The sequence below is a fragment of the Rhodococcus sp. PAMC28707 genome (assembly GCF_004795915.1).
Classification (GTDB): Bacteria; Actinomycetota; Actinomycetes; order Mycobacteriales; family Mycobacteriaceae; genus Rhodococcoides.
Genome location: NZ_CP039253.1, coordinates 390,407 through 409,041 on the forward strand (window position 1 = coordinate 390,407; position 18,635 = coordinate 409,041).

General features: G+C 61.7%; 20 protein-coding genes. 9 read left to right on the forward strand and 11 right to left on the reverse strand.

Annotated elements, in window-relative coordinates; genetic code table 11:
• The first annotated feature begins 137 nt into the window (after nt 1-137).
• Nucleotides 138-881, forward strand: coding sequence for a polyprenol monophosphomannose synthase (locus E5720_RS01780; RefSeq protein WP_136169235.1), 744 nt, complete (start codon nt 138-140; stop codon nt 879-881).
• Here E5720_RS01780 and E5720_RS01785 read toward each other — a convergent pair.
• The 6 genes from E5720_RS01785 to E5720_RS01810 form a co-directional block, all read right to left on the reverse strand.
• Nucleotides 858-1,340: a hypothetical protein gene (locus E5720_RS01785; RefSeq protein ID WP_136169236.1), complete on the reverse strand. Its 483-nt coding sequence runs from the start codon at nt 1,338-1,340 to the stop codon at nt 858-860. The genes E5720_RS01780 and E5720_RS01785 overlap by 24 nt on opposite strands.
• Before the next feature lie 100 nt (nt 1,341-1,440).
• Nucleotides 1,441-2,112, reverse strand: coding sequence for a lysophospholipid acyltransferase family protein (locus tag E5720_RS01790; RefSeq protein ID WP_136169237.1), 672 nt, complete (start codon nt 2,110-2,112; stop codon nt 1,441-1,443).
• 102 nt (nt 2,113-2,214) lie between these two features.
• Entirely contained in the window at nt 2,215-3,474 is a 1,260-nt protein-coding gene (locus E5720_RS01795) for a pitrilysin family protein (RefSeq protein WP_136172363.1), read from the reverse strand.
• 94 nt (nt 3,475-3,568) lie between these two features.
• Complete coding sequence (locus E5720_RS01800; protein WP_136169238.1) at nt 3,569-5,821, reverse strand: polyribonucleotide nucleotidyltransferase; 2,253 nt, start codon at nt 5,819-5,821, stop codon at nt 3,569-3,571.
• Between the two features lie 354 nt (nt 5,822-6,175).
• Nucleotides 6,176-6,445 (reverse strand): 30S ribosomal protein S15, encoded by a 270-nt coding sequence (gene rpsO / locus E5720_RS01805; RefSeq protein ID WP_084348655.1) that lies wholly within the window; start codon nt 6,443-6,445, stop codon nt 6,176-6,178.
• 115 nt (nt 6,446-6,560) lie between these two features.
• Nucleotides 6,561-7,532 carry a bifunctional riboflavin kinase/FAD synthetase gene (locus E5720_RS01810; protein WP_136169239.1) on the reverse strand — a complete coding sequence of 324 codons (972 nt, stop codon included), beginning with the start codon at nt 7,530-7,532 and terminating at the stop codon, nt 6,561-6,563.
• A 142-nt stretch (nt 7,533-7,674) separates the two neighbouring features.
• Here E5720_RS01810 and E5720_RS01815 point away from each other — a divergent pair, with 142 nt between their 5' ends.
• The 4 genes from E5720_RS01815 (at nt 7,675) to E5720_RS01830 (ending at nt 11,069) form a co-directional block, all read left to right on the forward strand.
• The gene (locus E5720_RS01815; protein WP_136169240.1) at nt 7,675-8,601 is read left to right on the forward strand and encodes a metal ABC transporter substrate-binding protein; all 927 of its coding nucleotides are present in this window, start codon (nt 7,675-7,677) and stop codon (nt 8,599-8,601) included.
• Nucleotides 8,598-9,362, forward strand: coding sequence for a metal ABC transporter ATP-binding protein (locus E5720_RS01820; RefSeq protein WP_136169241.1), 765 nt, complete (start codon nt 8,598-8,600; stop codon nt 9,360-9,362). The genes E5720_RS01815 and E5720_RS01820 overlap by 4 nt, the downstream gene beginning before the upstream one ends.
• Nucleotides 9,363-9,364: 2 nt before the next feature.
• Nucleotides 9,365-10,243, forward strand: a complete 879-nt coding sequence (locus E5720_RS01825; RefSeq protein ID WP_136169242.1) for a metal ABC transporter permease — start codon at nt 9,365-9,367, stop codon at nt 10,241-10,243.
• Between the two features lie 148 nt (nt 10,244-10,391).
• Nucleotides 10,392-11,069 carry a metal-dependent transcriptional regulator gene (locus E5720_RS01830; protein WP_210730004.1) on the forward strand — a complete coding sequence of 226 codons (678 nt, stop codon included), beginning with the start codon at nt 10,392-10,394 and terminating at the stop codon, nt 11,067-11,069.
• Here E5720_RS01830 and truB read toward each other — a convergent pair.
• Genes truB through E5720_RS01845 form a run of 3 tightly spaced genes read right to left on the reverse strand, consistent with a single transcriptional unit; the run spans nt 11,066 to nt 13,623 of the window.
• A complete protein-coding gene (truB, locus tag E5720_RS01835; RefSeq protein ID WP_136169243.1) occupies nt 11,066-11,992 on the reverse strand; it encodes a tRNA pseudouridine(55) synthase TruB in 927 nt (308 codons plus the stop codon). The two genes, E5720_RS01830 and truB, sit on opposite strands and share 4 nt — an antisense overlap.
• A 42-nt stretch (nt 11,993-12,034) precedes the next feature.
• On the reverse strand, nt 12,035-12,703 hold the full coding sequence (gene npt, locus E5720_RS01840) for a 4'-phosphopantetheinyl transferase Npt (RefSeq protein WP_136169244.1): 669 nt from the start codon (nt 12,701-12,703) through the stop codon (nt 12,035-12,037).
• On the reverse strand, nt 12,700-13,623 hold the full coding sequence (locus E5720_RS01845) for a metallophosphoesterase (protein ID WP_136169245.1): 924 nt from the start codon (nt 13,621-13,623) through the stop codon (nt 12,700-12,702). The genes npt and E5720_RS01845 overlap by 4 nt, the downstream gene beginning before the upstream one ends.
• Nucleotides 13,624-13,753: 130 nt before the next feature.
• Between E5720_RS01845 and E5720_RS01850 the strand changes: the two genes are divergently transcribed.
• Genes E5720_RS01850 through E5720_RS01865 form a run of 4 tightly spaced genes read left to right on the forward strand, consistent with a single transcriptional unit; the run spans nt 13,754 to nt 16,309 of the window.
• A complete protein-coding gene (locus tag E5720_RS01850) occupies nt 13,754-13,948 on the forward strand; it encodes a hypothetical protein (protein ID WP_084348647.1) in 195 nt (64 codons plus the stop codon).
• 44 nt (nt 13,949-13,992) lie between these two features.
• Nucleotides 13,993-14,403: a TOBE domain-containing protein gene (locus E5720_RS01855; RefSeq protein WP_136169246.1), complete on the forward strand. Its 411-nt coding sequence runs from the start codon at nt 13,993-13,995 to the stop codon at nt 14,401-14,403.
• Between the two features lie 14 nt (nt 14,404-14,417).
• Nucleotides 14,418-15,245 carry an ABC transporter permease gene (locus tag E5720_RS01860; RefSeq protein ID WP_247596132.1) on the forward strand — a complete coding sequence of 276 codons (828 nt, stop codon included), beginning with the start codon at nt 14,418-14,420 and terminating at the stop codon, nt 15,243-15,245.
• Nucleotides 15,242-16,309: an ATP-binding cassette domain-containing protein gene (locus tag E5720_RS01865; RefSeq protein WP_136169248.1), complete on the forward strand. Its 1,068-nt coding sequence runs from the start codon at nt 15,242-15,244 to the stop codon at nt 16,307-16,309. Before E5720_RS01860 ends, E5720_RS01865 begins: the two co-directional genes overlap by 4 nt.
• Here the strand turns inward: E5720_RS01865 and E5720_RS01870 are convergent.
• Both E5720_RS01870 and E5720_RS01875 read right to left on the reverse strand, forming a co-directional pair.
• Nucleotides 16,291-17,634 (reverse strand): MATE family efflux transporter, encoded by a 1,344-nt coding sequence (locus E5720_RS01870; protein ID WP_247596133.1) that lies wholly within the window; start codon nt 17,632-17,634, stop codon nt 16,291-16,293. The genes E5720_RS01865 and E5720_RS01870 overlap by 19 nt on opposite strands.
• A 6-nt stretch (nt 17,635-17,640) precedes the next feature.
• Complete coding sequence (locus E5720_RS01875; protein WP_210729937.1) at nt 17,641-18,609, reverse strand: bifunctional oligoribonuclease/PAP phosphatase NrnA; 969 nt, start codon at nt 18,607-18,609, stop codon at nt 17,641-17,643.
• Between the last annotated feature and the right edge of the window lie 26 nt (nt 18,610-18,635).

Consider the following 18,635-nt stretch of genomic DNA (forward strand, 5'->3'; position numbering starts at 1 on the left):
AGCTAGCGAATGGCAGTACGCGAGGGTGAAAGAAATCGACACCGACTACGCCGCTCCTGCTCTCCGATCCGGCGTGTTCACCGACGTTGGACGACTGTGATTTGGTTCTTGCTACCCCGATCACGGATCATACGAGCGTGACTTATCCAAGCGTCGCCCCGAAGACAACCGTTGTCGTACCCACGTACAACGAGCGCGAGAACCTTCCCAAGCTGGTGGGGTTGCTCTCGGATCTGGGCGTAGAGAATCTGCACGTTCTCGTCGTGGACGACAATTCACCTGACGGGACCGGCAAGGTTGCCGACGAACTCGCCGAGAACGGCCCGCTCCCCCTCACCGTTCTTCATCGCACCGAGAAGAACGGGCTCGGTCGCGCCTACGTGGCCGGTATGTCCATGGCGTTGGATGACGGGGCCGACATCGTCATACAGATGGATGCCGATCTTTCCCACCCGACCGAAGTGATACCGACGATGATCGAGACACTGACCACCACCGACGCTGCGGTCGTCCTTGGGTCGCGATACGTGCCGGGCGGTGAGGTGGCGAGCGACTGGCCCTGGCACCGGAAGGCTCTTTCGGCTTGGGCGAACTTCTACGTCAACACGATTCTGCGCTTGAAGGTCAAGGACGCAACGGCCGGCTTCAAGGCCTGGCATGCAAAGACTCTTCGGGCTATCGACGTCTCATCGGTCGAAAGCAACGGCTATGCCTTCCAGGTGGAAATGAACTATCGCACCGTTAGACGCGGACTGAAGATCGCCGAGGTGCCGATCAAGTTCGAAGAGCGTAGCGACGGCGAATCGAAGATGAGCCTGGCTGTACAACTCGAATCGGCACTGGTTCCGTGGAAGCTACTAGCCGGCCGGGCACGCCGCTGATGTCAGCCCAGCAAGTCCGACTATTGCGCACGCGTTGTCGCGGCTGAGCTTCCACACGCCGTTCTCGGCCACGAAGATCATCGTCGTCGGATTCGGTTGACCACCGATCGTCAACGTCGCCCCGGCACTCAGCGTTCCATCGCCCAGATCGTCGACGCCGGTAATTTCTACGTTCGCGTCGTTCGTGACGGCCGCAGAGACGACTTGGTCGATCAATGCGGGGTCATCTTCCGCACCCTGAATGAATACAGCTTTTTCCTCCGATGGAACCGCTGAATCGAAGCCCCGCTTCAGTTCCTCGTTGAGATCTGCGGTGGACGGAACCGGTGGATACGCGGACGCTGTGGGAATGACCACGGATGGAGCCGAAGGGCTCTTGTCGTCACCGCCATCACTACATCCGCAGACGAGAGCGGTCACGGCTGCAACAAGAACGAAAGGCCCAATGGTGAGTTTCATTCACCGAAACTAGCGCAGCAATGGTCGAATGTACTGATAGACAGCATGATTCACAGAGTCGTCACCGAGGATTCTCACCAGCGTCTTACATACTGTTCGATCAGGTCGCCTTCGCGGCGGCAGCGTAGATGTCCACGTACTCCTGGCCGGACATTTTCATGAGCGAGTACATAACCTCGTCTGTCGCGGATCGAACTACCGCTCGATGTGTTGCATGCTCGCTGTACCGCGAGAAATCCAACGGTTCGCCGAACTTCACGACAATCTTGGATGGGTGCCAGCGCCTTGTTCCGACCGGATTGAACTTCTCGGTTCCGAACATCACGACAGGAATCACGGGCGCACCGAGCTCGAGGGCAACCCGCGCCATTCCAGTCTTGCCCTTGTACAGCCGGCCGTCCGGCGAGCGGGTCCCCTCGGGATAGATGGCCCAGATGCCGTTGTCGGACAATATCTTCCGCGCGGCTTCGAGTGCAGGCTCTCCCGCACCACTCCCCGACCGATCGATGGGAACCTGTCCGGCGCTGGTGTAGAACCAGCGAATGAGGCGACCCTTGATCCCGTGACCCGAGAAGTATTCACTCTTGGCAACGAATTTGATCCGACGAGGCACAACGAGAACCAGAAAGAACGAATCCACCACGGTGAGGTGATTCCCGGCCAGAATCACCGGACCAGTGGAAGGTAGGTTGTGGCCGCCCTCGATCCGAGGTCGCCCGAGGACCCTCAATACCGGCCCGATCAGAACGTACTTGAAGATCCAATACCACACGAAATCCACTCACCTTCCGTCGCGCACAGTTCCTGGCCAGGGAAATTGATGCAGTCACCGCCGTTTTTTGCTGTGACATCGTCTCTCGGCGGCGACTACACCTCAACGTACGAGTGACTTGACCGAGGCCGGTAGTTGACGAACGCTCTTGTACGGTCCGACGACAGCCGCCCCGAACGGCCGGGACAGGAGCACCCGGGCAACCTCGCGTACCTCGTCGTTGGTGACCTGATCGATCCGTGCGAGTGTGTCGGTGATGTCGTGATGGTTACCGTAGTTGAGTTCGCTACGTCCGATACGGTTCATTCGCGATCCAGAATCTTCCAGTCCGAGAACCAAACCGCCGCGCAGAGAGCCTTTCGCCCTGGCGCACTCGTCGTCACTGATTCCGTCGGAGGCAACGCTTGCGAGCACTTCACGCACAACCGTCGTCACTTCCGCAAGATTCTCCGGTTGGCATCCCGCGTATACCGAGAACGCGCCCGAGTCCGCAAAGGTATCGACCGAGGAGTACACTGAATACGCCAACCCTCGTTCCTCACGAATCTCCTGAAACAGTCGCGAGGACAAACCGCCGCCCACAGCGGTATTCAGGACCGACAGTGCCCACCGATGACCCTCGTGTCGACCGAATGCACGAACTCCGAGAGACAGGTGCGCTTGCTCACTGTCGCGAGCGATGAACCTCAGTTCGGGCCGAGTGCGCAAGCGCATTCCGCCTTCACGCCGGGGCACCGAGGTGACTCCCGACTCGAGGTGCCCGGCGAATGCGCGCTTGGCCATAGCCACGGTCCGGCGATGATCGACATTTCCCGCCACCGCAACGACCATGCGCTCAGGTGTGTAACGACGTGTATGGAACGACCGCAGCTGAGATCGAGTCATCGCCTCGATCGACTCCACGGTTCCGATCACCGGTCGCCCGACGGGATGATCGCCGAACATTGCCTCGAGGAACAGATCACCCAGCAGGTCTTCGGGATCGTCGTCGCGCATCGATATCTCCTCGAGCACCACTTGACGCTCGACATCGACATCGGCTGTGCGACAACGCCCCCGCAGGACCACGTCGCTGACCAAGTCGATGGCCATGCCGAGGTCCTCGTCGAGCACGTGCGCATAGAAGCACGTACTTTCCTTCGAAGTGAACGCGTTGAGTTCGCCACCCACGCCATCCATCACTTGAGCGATCTCCAGTGCTGATCGTGTGGGCGTCGACTTGAACAACAGGTGTTCGAGAAAGTGGGCTGCACCGGCAACGCTGGGCTGTTCGTCGCGCGAACCGACACCGACCCAGACACCGACGGACGCCGAACGCACGCCGGGAACGAATTCGGTGACGACGCGAAGACCACCGGGCAGCGTTGTGCGCCGAACGCCCTGCGACTGCTCGGTGTGATCCGAAACGGCCGAACGGTACGTCCCGAGGGGACGTACCGTTCGGTCCTGAGTCTTCTTACTCAGCGGGTGACTCCGTCGGGACGTCGACTGCCACAGCGGCGTTGTCGTCCTCGACCGGCACGAGGCTGATCTTGCCGCGGTTGTCGATGTCGGCGATCTCGACGCGAAGCTTCGAGCCGACGCTGACGACATCTTCGACCTTGTTGATCCGCTTGCCGCTACCCAGCTTGGAGATGTGCACCAGGCCGTCGCGACCCGGGAGCAACGAGACGAATGCACCGAAAGCTGTTGTCTTGACAACAGTTCCGAGGAAACGCTCGCCGACCTTCGGCAGCTGCGGATTGGCGATGGCGTTGATCATATCGATCGCAGCCTGCGCGGACGGGCCGTCCGCTGCACCGACGTAGACAGTGCCGTCATCTTCGATGGAGATGTTGGCACCGGTCTGCTCGGTGATCGAGTTGATCATCTTGCCCTTGGGCCCGATGACCTCGCCGATCTTGTCGACGGGAACCTTGATCGCCGTGACACGAGGCGCGAAGGGGCTCATCTCGTCAGGGGTGTCGATGGCTTCCGCCATGACCTCGAGGATCGTCGTACGAGCATCCTTGGCCTGCGACAGTGCGCCGGCGAGGACCTTCGACGGAATCCCGTCGAGCTTCGTATCGAGCTGAAGCGCCGTGACGAAGTCCTTGGTTCCGGCGACCTTGAAGTCCATGTCGCCGAAAGCATCTTCGGCACCGAGGATGTCGGTGAGCGCAACGTAGCGGGTCTCTCCGTCGACCTCGTCGGAGACGAGACCCATGGCGATACCGGCAACCGGTGCACGCAATGGGACACCGGCGTTGAGCAGCGACAGAGTCGCGGCACATACCGAGCCCATCGACGTCGATCCGTTGGAGCTCAGTGCCTCGGATACCTGACGGATTGCGTAGGGGAACTCCGCCTGGCTAGGGAGCACCGGCAGGATTGCACGCTCGGCGAGCGCTCCGTGTCCGATTTCGCGACGCTTCGGCGAACCGACGCGTCCCGTCTCACCGGTCGAGTACGGCGGGAAGTTGTAATGATGCATGTAACGCTTGCTGGTCTCGGGCCCGAGGGAGTCGATCTGCTGCGCCATCTTGACCATGTCGAGCGTTGTGATGCCCAGGATCTGGGTCTCGCCGCGCTCGAACAGTGCGCTGCCGTGTGTACGCGGAACGATCGCAACCTCTGCCGACAACGAACGGATGTCGGTGACACCGCGGCCGTCGATACGGAAGTGATCGGTCAGGATCCGCTGGCGGACAGACTTTTTGGTGAGAGCGCGGAACGCTGCGCCGATTTCCTTCTCGCGGCCTTCGAACTTGTCGGAAACCTGCGCGAGGATCTGAGCCTTGATTTCGTCGAGCTTGGCCTCACGCTCGGCCTTGCCGGCGATGGTCAATGCCTCGTTCAGCGGAATCTTCGCAGCGGACTCGACGGCCTCGAAGACGTCCGATTGGTACGGCGGGAACACCGGGTAGTCGCCGGTCGGCTTGGAAGCATTGGCTGCCAGCTCCTGCTGTGCGGTGCACAGAGCAGCGATGAACGGCTTGGATGCTTCGATGCCCTCGGCAACGACTGCCTCGTTGGGGGCGGTGGCGCCACCTTCGATGAGCTCGATCACGTTCTCGGTGGCTTCTGCCTCGACCATCATGATCGCGACATCGGCGTCAGCACCCGAGCCCGAGACGATACGGCCGGCGACGACCATGTTGAACACGGCCTTCTCGAGCTGCTCGTTGGTGGGGAATGCAACCCACTGCTTGCCGATCAGAGCGACGCGGACGCCACCGATCGGGCCGGAGAACGGCAGGCCGGCGATCTGTGTGGACGCAGACGCAGCGTTGATCGCGACAACGTCGTAGAGGTCCGCGGGATTGAGGCTCAGGACCGTGATGACGACCTGGATCTCGTTGCGGAGTCCGTCGACGAACGTCGGACGCAGCGGACGGTCGATGAGGCGGCAGGTCAGGATCGCGTCCGTCGAAGGGCGACCTTCGCGGCGGAAGAACGATCCGGGGATGCGTCCTGCTGCGTACATGCGCTCTTCGACATCGACCGTCAGTGGGAAGAAGTCGAATCCTTCGCGGGGGTGCTTGCCTGCCGTGGTGGCCGACAGCAACATCGTGTCTTCGTCGAGGTACGCCGCGACAGCGCCTGCTGCCTGCTGCGCGAGCCGACCGGTCTCGAATCGAATCGTTCGCTTGCCGAACGTTCCGTTGTCGATGATGGCGGTAGCTTCGAAGATGCCTTCTTCGGCATCCAACGTTGTGGTTTCAGTCATTCTTTTCTTCTCGTCCTCTCGTCTTTGCCGTGCCTACTGAACCTTCTGTCGGTTCCTAGGGAACCTCGTGTTCCTTCGACTCCGACAGCGGTGCGAGCGGAGGCGGCCATCGATCGAAGCCGGCCGGACACTTGCCCGACAAGCCACTACCGAAGACCGACGCCACGTCGTCTCAGTCACACACGGCGGTATGCGAATACCCATGCACTCGCAGTGTTGCTGGTCTATCTGCACTTCGGGTCGTACAACTTCGGGTCATACACAGATAGCCAACGAGGACAGTCTAAGCACTGCCTCGTTGGCTTCTGCACTATTGCGGTGACCGCGCACTCGAGCGGGCACGTCGACGTCGAACTAGCGACGCAGACCCAAACGCTCGATCAGCGAGCGGTAACGGGTGACGTCCACCTTGGCGATGTACTTGAGCAGGCGACGACGACGTCCGACCAGCAGCAACAGGCCGCGGCGGGAGTGGTGGTCATGCTTGTGCATCTTCAGGTGCTCGGTGAGATCGACGATGCGCTTGGTGAGCATCGCGACCTGAGCCTCGGGTGAACCCGTATCGGTCGGGTGCAAGCCGTACTCGCCGAGAACGGTCTTCTTCTGTTCGGTGGTCAATGCCACTGGTACTACTCCTGATCACTGACGTCCGCGTGAAAGGGAATTCGAGTGATCTCGCATGCGAGATACCGAATCGGGTGCAGCCACCACGGACCGCAGCATGCACCAACATAGAAGACTACCAGGACTGTAGTTGCGACAGAATCGAGCGGGCTCGATCGGAGTCTCGTCCCATTTCCGCGATCAAGTCGTCGACCGAATCGAACTTCTCCATCCCTCGGAGTCTTTCGACGAAATCCACTGCCACATGTTGGCCGTACAGGTCCGCGTTGCTGTCGAGAACGAATGCTTCCACGGTGCGCGTTCGCCCCGAGAACGTGGGGTTGGTCCCGACGGACACTGCTGCCGGTTGTCGTTTGCCCGGCGTCACGGTCCCGATCATCGCGCCAGGACCGAGGACGGTGAACCAGGCTGCGTACACGCCGTCGGCGGGAATCGCCGAATGCATGGGGGGCGCCACGTTCGCGGTCGGGTAGCCCAGCTGGCGACCTCTGCCGTCGCCGTGCACGACGACGCCTTCCACCCGATGCGAACGACCGAGTGCCAGCGCAGCCGCAGCGACGTCGCCGGCATCGACGCACGAGCGAATGTAGGTGGACGAGAACGTGACCGCATGCTCCGCGAGAAGGCTGACGCCGTCGACCGCGAATCCGAATCGCTCGCCGACTGCACGAAGCAGATCCACATTGCCCAACGCCTTCTTACCGAACGTGAAGTTGTCCCCCACGACCACCTCGGCGACGTGTAGTCGCTCGACCAGAATCTCGTGGACGTAGCGCTCCGGGGTGAGCTTCATCAGCTCGGGCGTGAACGGCATGACGAAAAACACGTCGACGCCGAGTTCCTCGGCAAGCTCGGCCCGCCGGGTCAGCGTCGTCAGTTGCGCCGGATGTGTTCCTGGCCGGACCACTTCCATGGGGTGCGGATCGAATGTCATGAGCACACTGGGGATCCCGCGTTCCCTCGCAGACTTCACCGCGCGGCTGATCAGTTGCGCGTGCCCCCTGTGCACGCCGTCGAAAACACCGATCGTGAGAACACAACGGCCCCAGTCGGCAGGTACATCGTCGAGACCTCGCCATCTCTGCACGAGGGGAAGCCTACGGCCCCCCGAGTTCGGGGTCACTTTCGGATCGGTGTGTCGCTCGACTCAGGTCTAGACAAACATCTCCGCGTTCTGTCAATGTTTCGGTGTGCCGAACTTAATTCTTCGACAGGAAAGATTTTCGACGATGTCCGCATTGAGCCTTGTCACAGCCGCTGTCTTGTCGGTCGGCGTGCTCGCAGGATGCGCTAGAACTGTCGCCGGCGAGAACACAGCCATCACCGAGGACCCCAGACCGTTGGTCCTCACGACATTCACCGTTCTCGCCGACATGGCACGCAACGTGGCAGGTGAGCATCTCCTCGTCGAGTCGATCACCAAGGTGGGCGCAGAAATTCACGGTTACGAACCGACGCCCGGCGATCTTCGTACCGCCGAACAAGCCGAACTGATCCTCGATAACGGGCTGGGACTCGAATCATGGTTCGAGAAGTTCGTCGAGCGCGTTTCCGCCCCACATGCAGTGGTGAGCGACGGCGTGGAACCTGTCTATATCCGTGCCGATGCGTATGCGGGGAAATCCAATCCACACGCGTGGATGTCACCGAAGGTCGCCGAGGTCTACGTCGACAACATCGCGTCCGCATTCGAAGATCTCGATCCACTGCACGCCGAGGACTATCGCGCGAACGCCGAGTCCTACAAGGCTCAGCTTCGAGAGGTCGGCGACCGACTCCGCGCCGACCTCGACACACTGCCCCCCAACGAACGCGCAGTGGTCTCATGCGAGGGTGCATTCAGCTACCTCGCACGCGACTTCGACCTCCAAGAGGCATATCTATGGCCGGTCAACGCCGAACAGGAGGGCACCCCGAAGCAGGTCGTCTCCACCATCGACTTCGTTCGAGACAACGACGTACCGGCGGTGTTCTGCGAATCGACGGTGTCCGACAAAGCTCAGCGACAGGTCGCCGAGGACACCGGTGCGCGCTTCGGCGGCACCCTCTTCGTCGATTCGCTGAGCGAGGAGGGCGGACCCGTTCCCACATATCTGGACCTACTGACCTACGACGCCCGCACCATCACCGATGCGTTATTGGGGACACGACGATGAACGCGAAGCCTGCCGCACTGACAGTCACCGGGGTCGGCGTCCGATATCGAGACATCACTGCACTGGTCGACGCCTCGTTGACGCTCGAGGCCGGTCGCGTCTGCGGCCTCGTGGGGATGAACGGGTCGGGAAAGTCGACACTGTTCAAAGCCATCATGGGTGTAGTTCGACCGGACGCCGGCACCATCTCCATCTTCGGCGGAGCCCCTGCCGATGCACGCAAGGCGGGCACGGTCAGCTACGTGCCGCAGAGCGAGACAGTGGACTGGTCCTTCCCGATCAGCGTCCGCGACGTCGTCATGATGGGCCGCTACGGTAAACAGAACTGGATGCGAAGCCCACGCAGACGCGATCGCTCGGCGGTGGAGAACGCAATCGATCGAGTCGACCTGACCGAGCTCGCCGACCGCCAGATCGGACAGCTGTCGGGTGGCCAGCGCAAGCGGGCATTCGTTGCCAGAGCCATCGCTCAGGAAGCCTCGCTACTGCTCCTCGACGAGCCTTTCGCCGGGGTCGACAAGCGAACCGAAGCCACGATCACCAGATTGCTGCGTGAGCTCACCGCGGCAGGCGCTTCGGTACTCGTGTCAACGCACGATCTCCACGCGCTGCCGGACCTGTGCGACGAGGCGGTCCTGCTGCAGCAACGAGTGTTGATGCACGGAAAACCGGAGGAGGTATTGAAACCGGAGAACCTCGCATTGGCCTTCGGTGTCGATCCACTTTCACGCACGACCTCCCGCACGTCGGAAGTGAGCTGACCATGGACCTCGTCGACTTCTTCGTCGAACCTTTGCAGTACACATTCATGCAACGCGCCATGCTCGTGACGGTCACCGCGTCCATCGTCTGTGCCGTACTCAGTTGCTGGTTGGTGCTCATCGGCTGGTCGTTGATGGGCGACGCGGTCTCGCACGCGGTACTGCCCGGCGTCGCGCTCTCGTATCTGCTCGGCGCCCCCTTCGCGATCGGGGCACTGTTGTTCGCGCTCGTCGCCGTCGGCGCTATCGGGCTCGTCCGCAACACCACTCTGGTCAAGGAGGACGCGGCCATCGGCGTCGTCTTCACGACATTGTTCGCGCTCGGAGTCGTGCTGATCTCGAAGTTCCCGAGCCAGATCGACCTGAACCACATCCTCTTCGGCAATCTCCTCGGAGTATCGCAATCGGACATGCTGCAAGTGTTCATCCTCGGCGGTCTCGCGCTGCTGGTGATGGTCCTCAAGCGTCGCGACTTCACGCTGTTCGCCTTCGATCGGACGCAAGCGCGTGCGGTAGGTATCTCGCCCACGGTCATCTCGGCGACGATGCTGACGTTGCTCGCGTTGACGACGGTGGTCGCACTCCAAGCGGTCGGCGTCATTCTCGTCGTCGCGATGCTGATCACGCCAGGGGCAACGGCCTATCTGTTGACCAATCGTTTCCGGCGGATGCTCGTTCTCGCCCCGAGCATCGCCGTCGGCTGCGCGATAGTCGGCATCTATGTGAGCTTCTATCTCGATGTGTCCTCGGGCGGCACGGTCGTGTTGTCGCAGGGATTCGTGTTCATCCTCGCCTATCTGTTCAGCCCGTCGCAGGGGTTGATCACCCGCTATTTCCGACGCTCCGACGACGTGGCGGCGACTCAACCGGCGGGAAGCTAAGCTTTGTCGCGTGGTGGAGCAAACGGTCAGCCCGAACACCGGCGGCAAAAACACTGCAGGTAACAAGAACACTGCAGGTAACAAAAACACTGCAGGTAGTAAGAACACTGCGGGTAACAAGTCTGCAGCAGACAACCTCGCGGAGGAATTGCAGCTGTCGGCTGTCGCGCAGGACTATCTCAAAGTGATCTGGACCGCCGGCGAGTGGACCGAAGACGCCGTCAGTACCAAGATGCTGTCCGAACGCATCGGCGTCTCCGCCTCGACGGTGTCCGAGGCGATCCGCAAGCTGGCCGATCAAGGCATGGTCGACCACGCTCGTTACGGGGCTATCTCTCTCACCCCTAGGGGACGCACCGCGGCGATTGCGATGGTTCGACGTCACCGACTGATCGAAACCTATCTCGTGCAAGAACTCGGCTACGGCTGGGACGAAGTACACGACGAGGCAGAAATACTCGAACATGCGGTCTCGGACCTGATGATGTCGCGAATAGACGCGAAACTCGGCTTCCCCGAACGTGATCCACACGGCGACCCGATTCCGTCGGTGGACGGCGAAATAGCGTCACCCGAAGCCACCCGACTGAGCGACTACGCCGACGGCCAACGCGGGCTGGTCGCCCGGATTTCAGATGCCGATCCGGCGATGTTGCGCTACTTCGACTCGGTGGGCATCACGCTCGATCTGCCGATCGCCGTCCGCGAACGACGCGACTATGCAGGAACGGTGGAAATCGAATTGGACCATCACGGTGCCGACAAGGGCGTCATCGATCTCGGTCAACGCGCAGCCGAAGCGATCTGGATGGTCCCGACCCGCTAGTGACCGCGCAAGGTTGCCGGGCGAACGACCAGCACCGAGCTTGCGCGCTTACCTTTTTCTTGCAGCAGGGCGATGGTGTGCCCCGATGGGTCGATCGCTGCATACACGCCATCGATCCCCACCGGATCCAACCATCTGCCCTGGCTGACCGATTCCGCTTCTTCGGCGTCGAGCTGCCGGTGCGGAAAAGCTGTGCGCGCGGCCTCATCGATGTCGAGGCTGACTCCAGGGTCCTCCGCGAGCTCCTCGAGCGTGCGGGCATGCTCCAGAGTGAACGGTCCCACTCGCGTGCGCCGCAGCACGGTCAGGTGGCCGCCGACACCGAGAGCGGCACCGAGGTCGCGAGCGAGCGCGCGAATGTAGGTTCCCGAAGAGCATTCGACGTCGACGTCGAGATCGACGAAACCGGTATCGGAGACATCTCGTCGGGCAAGTAAGTCGAATTTCGTCACGCTGACCTTTCGAGCCGGCAGGGTGAACTCCTCACCTGCACGTATCAGCTTGTGGGCGCGTTGCCCGTCTACCTTGATCGCACTGACGCTCGCCGGAATCTGCTCGATGTCCCCGGACAGAAGAGCGATCTGCTCTCGAAGCGCCGAATCGCTCACCGAGTGCGCCGACGCATCCGCGATGGTCTCACCCTCGGCATCGTCGGTGGTGGTACTGCGCCCGAGTCGGATCGTTGCCGTGTAGGCCTTGGTTGTCAACGCGAGAAGCCCCAGCATCTTCGTGGCGCGTTCGATCCCGAGGACGAGCACACCAGTGGCCATCGGGTCGAGCGTGCCCGCGTGCCCCACCTTCCGAGTGTGCAGAAGTTTGCGACAGGAGGCGACGACGTCATGGCTGGTGACCCCTGGCCCCTTGTCCACGATCAACAACCCGGCACCGACGAGACCGGAGGACAGCTTTCCGCGTGAAGACACGAGAGTTCATTGTGCCAGGCGGCTTCTGCGGCGGGTGGATCGCTACGTCACTGCGATCGCGGTAACGATCAGACCGTCGGAGACGAGCCATCTTCCGTCGAACGATGTCAGCGGCGGGCCGTCGATGGTTTCACCGGACACGAGGAGACGCGAGTGGAAGGTTCCGGAGACGTCGCCGCCGGAACCGGTGCGCTCGAACGTGATGTGCGCATCCTCGAAACCCAACCATCGACCGGTCAAGGGTTCCCACGCCTTGTACGTCGCTTCTTTGGCGCAGAACAGCAAACGATCCCAGTGCACGTCCGTATCACCGGACGCGGTGCGTAGCCATGTTCGTTCGGCCTCGAGGCTAACGGCACCGAGAACTCCGTCGGGTAGTGCATCGTGTGGTTCGGCGTCGATTCCGACGGAGCGAACCTGCATCGAATACGCCACGACTGCACCGCGATATCCGTCACAATGTGTCAGGCTCCCGACCACTCCCCTCGGCCATTGCGGGGCGCCCGAACTTCCTCGCATGATCGGCGCTGGATCGACACCCAGCTTGCCCATCGCCAGCCGGGCGCAATGGCGCGCAGAGCTGAACTCCCGCTTGCGCTTGTCCACTGCCTTGGCGACCAGATGAGCTTCGAGCGGATGCGGTTCCAGCCCTGGCGGGTCAGCGAACAATTCGGCGGCGACGACGCCATTTGGAAGGATCGACTCGATCACTGCTGAGACCTCATCTTCTCGACTTCGGCTTCCATCTCGGGTGTCACCTTGAAGTGCCCGCCCCACTTGTTCAAGGTGCCCTCGGGGTACTCCGGCACGGGAAGTATCTGTCTGAGCACGTTGTCGGGCAGCCCGCGCCGCTGCCATTCGCGTGGATATCCGACCGAGACTTCCTCGAATCGCACCCCGTCGTAATACGTCGTACGAGGGATGTGAAGGTGCCCGTACACCGCGCACAGGGCGTTATAGCGCGTATGCCAGTCGGCAGTCAGAGTAGAACCGCACCACAACGCGAACTCCGGGTAGAAAAGCACCTCTGTGGGCTGTCGCACCAGCGGAAAATGGTTGATCAGCACCGTAGGGATCGACGGATCGAGCGCATCGAGTCTGGTCCTGGTGCTCTCGATGCGGGCTCGACACCATGCGTCTCGGCTGGCGTACGGCACACACGAAAGCAAGAACTCGTCGGTGGCGACGACATTCTTCTCTCGCGCGATCGCAAGCCCGTGTTCCTTGTCCACGGCCCCACGAGGGAGAAACGAGTAGTCGTACAGCAAGAACATCGGCACCAATCTCGCCGGTCCGCCTTCGCCCTCCCACAGAAGATAGGGGTCCTCGGGCGTGACGACGTCGATCTCACGGCACAGATTGACCAGGTACTCGTACCGCGCAGCACCGTGAATCTGCACTGGATCTTTGACCGTCGTCCACAGTTCGTGGTTGCCGGGTACCCAGATGACCTTGGCGAATCGACTTCTGAGCAACTCGAGTGCCCACTTGATGTCGTCGGTTTTCTCCGAGACGTCTCCCGCGACGATCAACCAATCTTCCGGTGATTCGGGGTGAATATCCTCGGTGACCGGGCGATTTCCTCGGTGACCGATGTGGATGTCACTCACTGCCCAGAGCTTTGCCGTCACAGGCCGTGTTCCTTCCCGATGAAATGATCTTCTGAACTGGTTGTCGATTCGGTAGACAACCAACACCCCATCTTCCCTTCGGATTCCCGAGCGTTACCGGACAGGGTGCCGGATGAGACACTGTCGACCTATGAACAACTTTTCCGCATCCGAGAAATCCGGTCTCACAGCAGGGCTGGTCCTCACTGTCATGGCCTCCGTTCTAGCGGGGATCGCCTCGGACAACTTCGTCTCCGGCTTTGTGATCACCGCAATCGTGTGCGCGATCGCATTACTTGCGGCAACGTTCCTCGCTCGCTTCGTCAATACCCGTCGACGTCGATAGCTCGCCTCGATCCTTTACGCACCTGCTGCTCTAGAGTTCTGTTCATGCCGCATTCACGGATTCGAATCAAAGACGCGGCCGCACTTCTCGGCGTCAGTGACGACACCGTGCGTAGATGGATCGACAATGGAACACTCGTCGCGTACAAGGACAACGCTGGTCGAAAAGTAGTCGACGGTGCCGCCCTGGCTGTATTCGCCCGCGAGCAGGCAACTCCTCCCCCGGATCCGACGGGCTCGGGAAGTTCGGCACGCAATCGATTGGTCGGTCTGGTGACCGCAGTGACGTCCGATACCGTGATGAGCGAGGTCGAGATGCAGTGCGGACCGTTCACCATCGTCTCGCTCATGAGCACCGAATCGGTACGCACGCTGGGTCTCGAGCCGGGCAGGGTTGCGGTGGCCGTGGTCAAGGCGACAACGGTCATCGTCGAAGCAGGACTCGAAGAACAATGAGCTCGACTGTCGAGGTGAAACCGACACGCTCCGGAAGAGGAGTACGCGGCGGCAACGAGGTCCGAGTCGGTCTACCCAGTTGGATCTTCGTCCCCGCAGCGTTGGGTGCGTTGTTCGTCGTCACCCCGTTGCTGGCCATTCTGTTGAAGATCGATTGGCCGAACTTCATCGCCCTCGTCTCCTCGGAGTCATCACGAACGGCATTACTCCTCAGCCTCCGGACGGCAGCAACGAGCACCGCGGTGTGCATCGCTATAGGTATACCGATGGCACTGGTGTTGGCCCGATCGGAGTTTCCCGGTCAGTCCATTCTCAGAGCGTTGGTGCTGCTCCCACTCGTCCTTCCACCCGTCGTCGGCGGAATTGCATTGCTGTACACCTTCGGTCGGCTCGGCCTCCTCGGCGAGCGACTGGAGGCGTGGGGCATCGGAATCGCATTCTCCACGACGGCGGTGGTGTTGGCCCAGACCTTCGTCTCGCTCCCCTTTCTGGTCGTCAGCCTCGAAGGAGCGTTGCGCAGCACGGGACGCGGATACGAGACCGTCGCCGCCACCTTGGGGGCTCGTCCGACGACGGTATTGCGCCGGGTGACGCTCCCGCTGGTACTGCCGGGCCTGGTGTCGGGTGCCGTTCTTGCATTCGCCCGCGCCCTCGGCGAATTCGGTGCGACATTGACGTTCGCGGGCTCACTCGAGGGAGTCACGCGAACCCTGCCATTGGAGATCTACCTGCAGCGTGAAACCGATCCCGACGCCGCCGTGGCGCTGTCGCTCCTGCTGATCGTAGTGGCGGCAGTAATCGTCGTCGCCGCACGTGGGCGCCGGTTGGCCGGGGCCCTGTGAGCCGAATCAGCCTCGTCGCCGAAGTCGCCGAACGAGACCTGGACTTCACTCTCGATGTCGAGAACGGCGAGGTCGTCGCGATTCTCGGACCGAACGGGGCCGGAAAGTCCTCGTTGCTCTCGCTCGTGGCAGGTCTACTCCGACCCGACTCCGGACGGATCACCATCGGTGACGACGTAGTGACCGACACCGCCGAACGCACCTTCGTTCCAGCGTATGCCCGCGGCGTGGCCACGCTGTCACAGAACGCCCTCCTGTTTCCTCATCTCGACGCCGAAGCCAACGTTGCGTTCGCCCCCCGCAGTCGGGGGGTCGGTCGTCGCAAAGGAAGAGAGATTGCACGCACCTGGCTCGACGCAGTCGATGCACTCGATCTTGCGGACCGACGGCCGTCGCAGCTCTCTGGTGGGCAAGCACAACGCATCGCTCTCGCGCGCGCACTCGCAGCACAGCCGCGAGTTCTCCTCCTCGACGAGCCGATGGCCGCATTGGACGTAGCCACCGCACCGGTGCTGCGCCGATTGCTTCGAACCGTCCTGCGTGAGCAACGACGCACCGCACTCATCGTCACTCACGACCTCCTCGATGCGCTCGCATTGGCCGACACGATTGTGGTCGTGCAGTCCGGCCGAATCGTCGAGCGCGGACCGACCACAGACATTCTCACCGCGCCACGCAGTGAATTCGCCGCTCGGATCGCCGGTGTGAATTTGGTTCTCGGCGCTGCAGATTCTTCAGGTTCGTTGAGTACCGCGCACGGCCTGACGGTTCATGGACACAGTACGACGCCGTCGGGTGCCGAGGCAGTGGCTGTCTTCAGCCCGGCGGCAGTGGCAGTACACCTCACACAACCGTATGCCAGCCCACGCAACGTACTACCCGTCACGATCGTCGCAATGGACGTCTACGGCGCAACGGTTCGTGTTCGGGGTACATACGGCGGCCAAAGTCTCGTCGCGGACGTGACGGCGGCGGCGGTCTCGGAATTGGATCTGTCTCCGGGCATGGAGGTCTATTTCGTCGTCAAGAGCCAGGAAGTTGCTATTCATCCGGCGTCGCGTTGAATGTCGGCGCCCGCGAGCGCCCACCGACCCGAGAGTGTCCGCAGTACCACCGCGATCGCCCGCAGCGACACGAATACGCCTAGACCGACCCAGATTCCGGTCAATCCCCAGTCCAGCCCCAGCGACAACCAGATGAAGGGCAGAAAACCCAGTAGGGCACATACCAGTGTGGCGGTCCGGAGGAAGGCTGCGTCTCCGCTACCCAACAGAACTCCGTCGAGGGCGAACACGATTCCGGCGATCGGAATGATAGCCACGAATATCCACCAGATCGAGTGCATCTGATCCACCACGGCTGGATCTGTGGTGAACAGCTCGGGAATCACCGGCACGCCGGCCGCGAACATCGCTGCCAGGACGATCGCGAACATGGTGGACCACGCGGTCAATCGCCAACCCAGCTTGGTGGCGCCACGGACGTCGCCTTTGCCCAAAGCAGCGCCGACAAGTGTTTGAGCCGCGATGGCCAAAGAATCAAGAGTCAACGACACGAGATTCCACAACAGCAGGACAACCTGATTGGCAGCGACAGCGGCGGCTCCGAACCGGGCGGCCACTGCAGCAGCCGACAAGAAGCACGCTTGGAACGCCAGGCTACGCAGGACGAGATCGCGACCGAGAATCAACTGCACTCGCATCACCGACCACCTGGGCCGAAGCGGAACCCCGGCACGCGAAATCGCGCCGATGAACAGACACCCTGCGATCGACTGGCCCACCAGGTTCGCTACCGCCGACCCGAGAAGTTCCAGTCGCGGAAACCCGAGCAGACCGTGTACCAACAACGGGCACAGCACGCCCGAGACCAACAGCCCGAAAACTACGAAACGAAGCGGCCTCCTGGTGTTCTGAACACCCCTCATCCACCCATTGCCCGCCATCGAAATCAGGATGAAAGGTACACCGAATACAGCGATCCGGAACCACGCGGTAGCTTCCTCGGCGATCTCACCGCCGCCGCCGATGACAAAGAGAATCGGAGCCGCCAGCACCTGCATCACGGCCACGATCGCCACACCCAGCGCAACGGCGAGCCACGTCGCCTGGACGCCCTCACCGACCGCGTCCCTCTCGCGCCCGGCACCGTGCATTCGAGCGGCACGCGCCGTTGTGCCGTACGAGAGAAACGTCAGCTGTGTGCTGACCTGAGTCAGAACCAGACCGCCGACGGCCAGTCCAGCAAGCGGAAGCGCACCCAGCCTGCCCACCACTGCCGCGTCGAAAAGCAAGTAAAGCGGCTCAGCCGCGAGGACACCGAGTGCAGGGAGGGCCAAACCGAGAATTCTGCGCGGGGACGCCTCCGCCGAAGCAGTGGATTCGACCAAGATCGATCAACCGAGTGCGGCGATGAGGGACGCGACGACGTCGGACTTGGAACCAGTAGCTGTGTACCCCGAAGCTTTACGATGGCCGCCGCCACCGAGAGACGTTGCCACAAGGGAAACGTCGACCTGTGTCCTCGCGCGCAACGACACGGTCCAGTCGTCACCACTCTGCTGTTTGAGTACCGCCGCCACTTCGGCTTCGGTCGCGGTGCGGACGATGTCGATGACGCTCTCGATCTCTTCCGAGCGAAGGCCTGCGGAGTCTTCGCGCAAAATCGCGGTATAGACGAGCCCGAGTCCGCCCGCCGCGTCCGGGACCAGCTCTGCCGCTCCGAGAACCGATCCCAACATCGGCAACCACGCGAACGGATGCGTATCGAGCAACTTCCGCGTCAGCGCAGCCCCGTCGATACCGGTCGCAAGTAGACGTTCGGCAAGAGTATGAGAGCCGGGCTGCACCCAACGAAACGATCCGGTGTCGGTGACAAGACCGGCAAACAGGCATTCGGCCAGATCTCGATCGATGTCGACATTCCATGCGTCGAACAGCCGAGCGATCACCGCGGTGGTCGAAACTGCGTTCTCATCGACCACGTTCCAGGTGCCGAACCGAGTATTGGACCGATGATGATCGATGACGAGCGTGGAATGTGCAGCATCGACTCGGTCGGACAGTGCTCCGAGCCGACCCTTGCTCCCGGCATCGACTGTGACCACGAGATCGACGTCGACTCGCACGTCACCGGCCGGTACCAAGAGCTCGCGGCCCGGTAGTGCGTCCATCGACCCCGGCAGCTCGGCAGGCGTCGCAAACGACACCTGCACGTCCACTCCACGACGCGAAAGAACCAACCCCAGTGCGAGACCGCTACCGATGGTGTCGGCATCCGGATGGATGTGACACAGCACGGTGACGGATCGGGCAGCCTCCAACAGTTCTATCGCATGAGCGAAATCGTCCTGCGTCTCTGCCACAGGCCGGGCCCTTGGGGTCGTCGTCA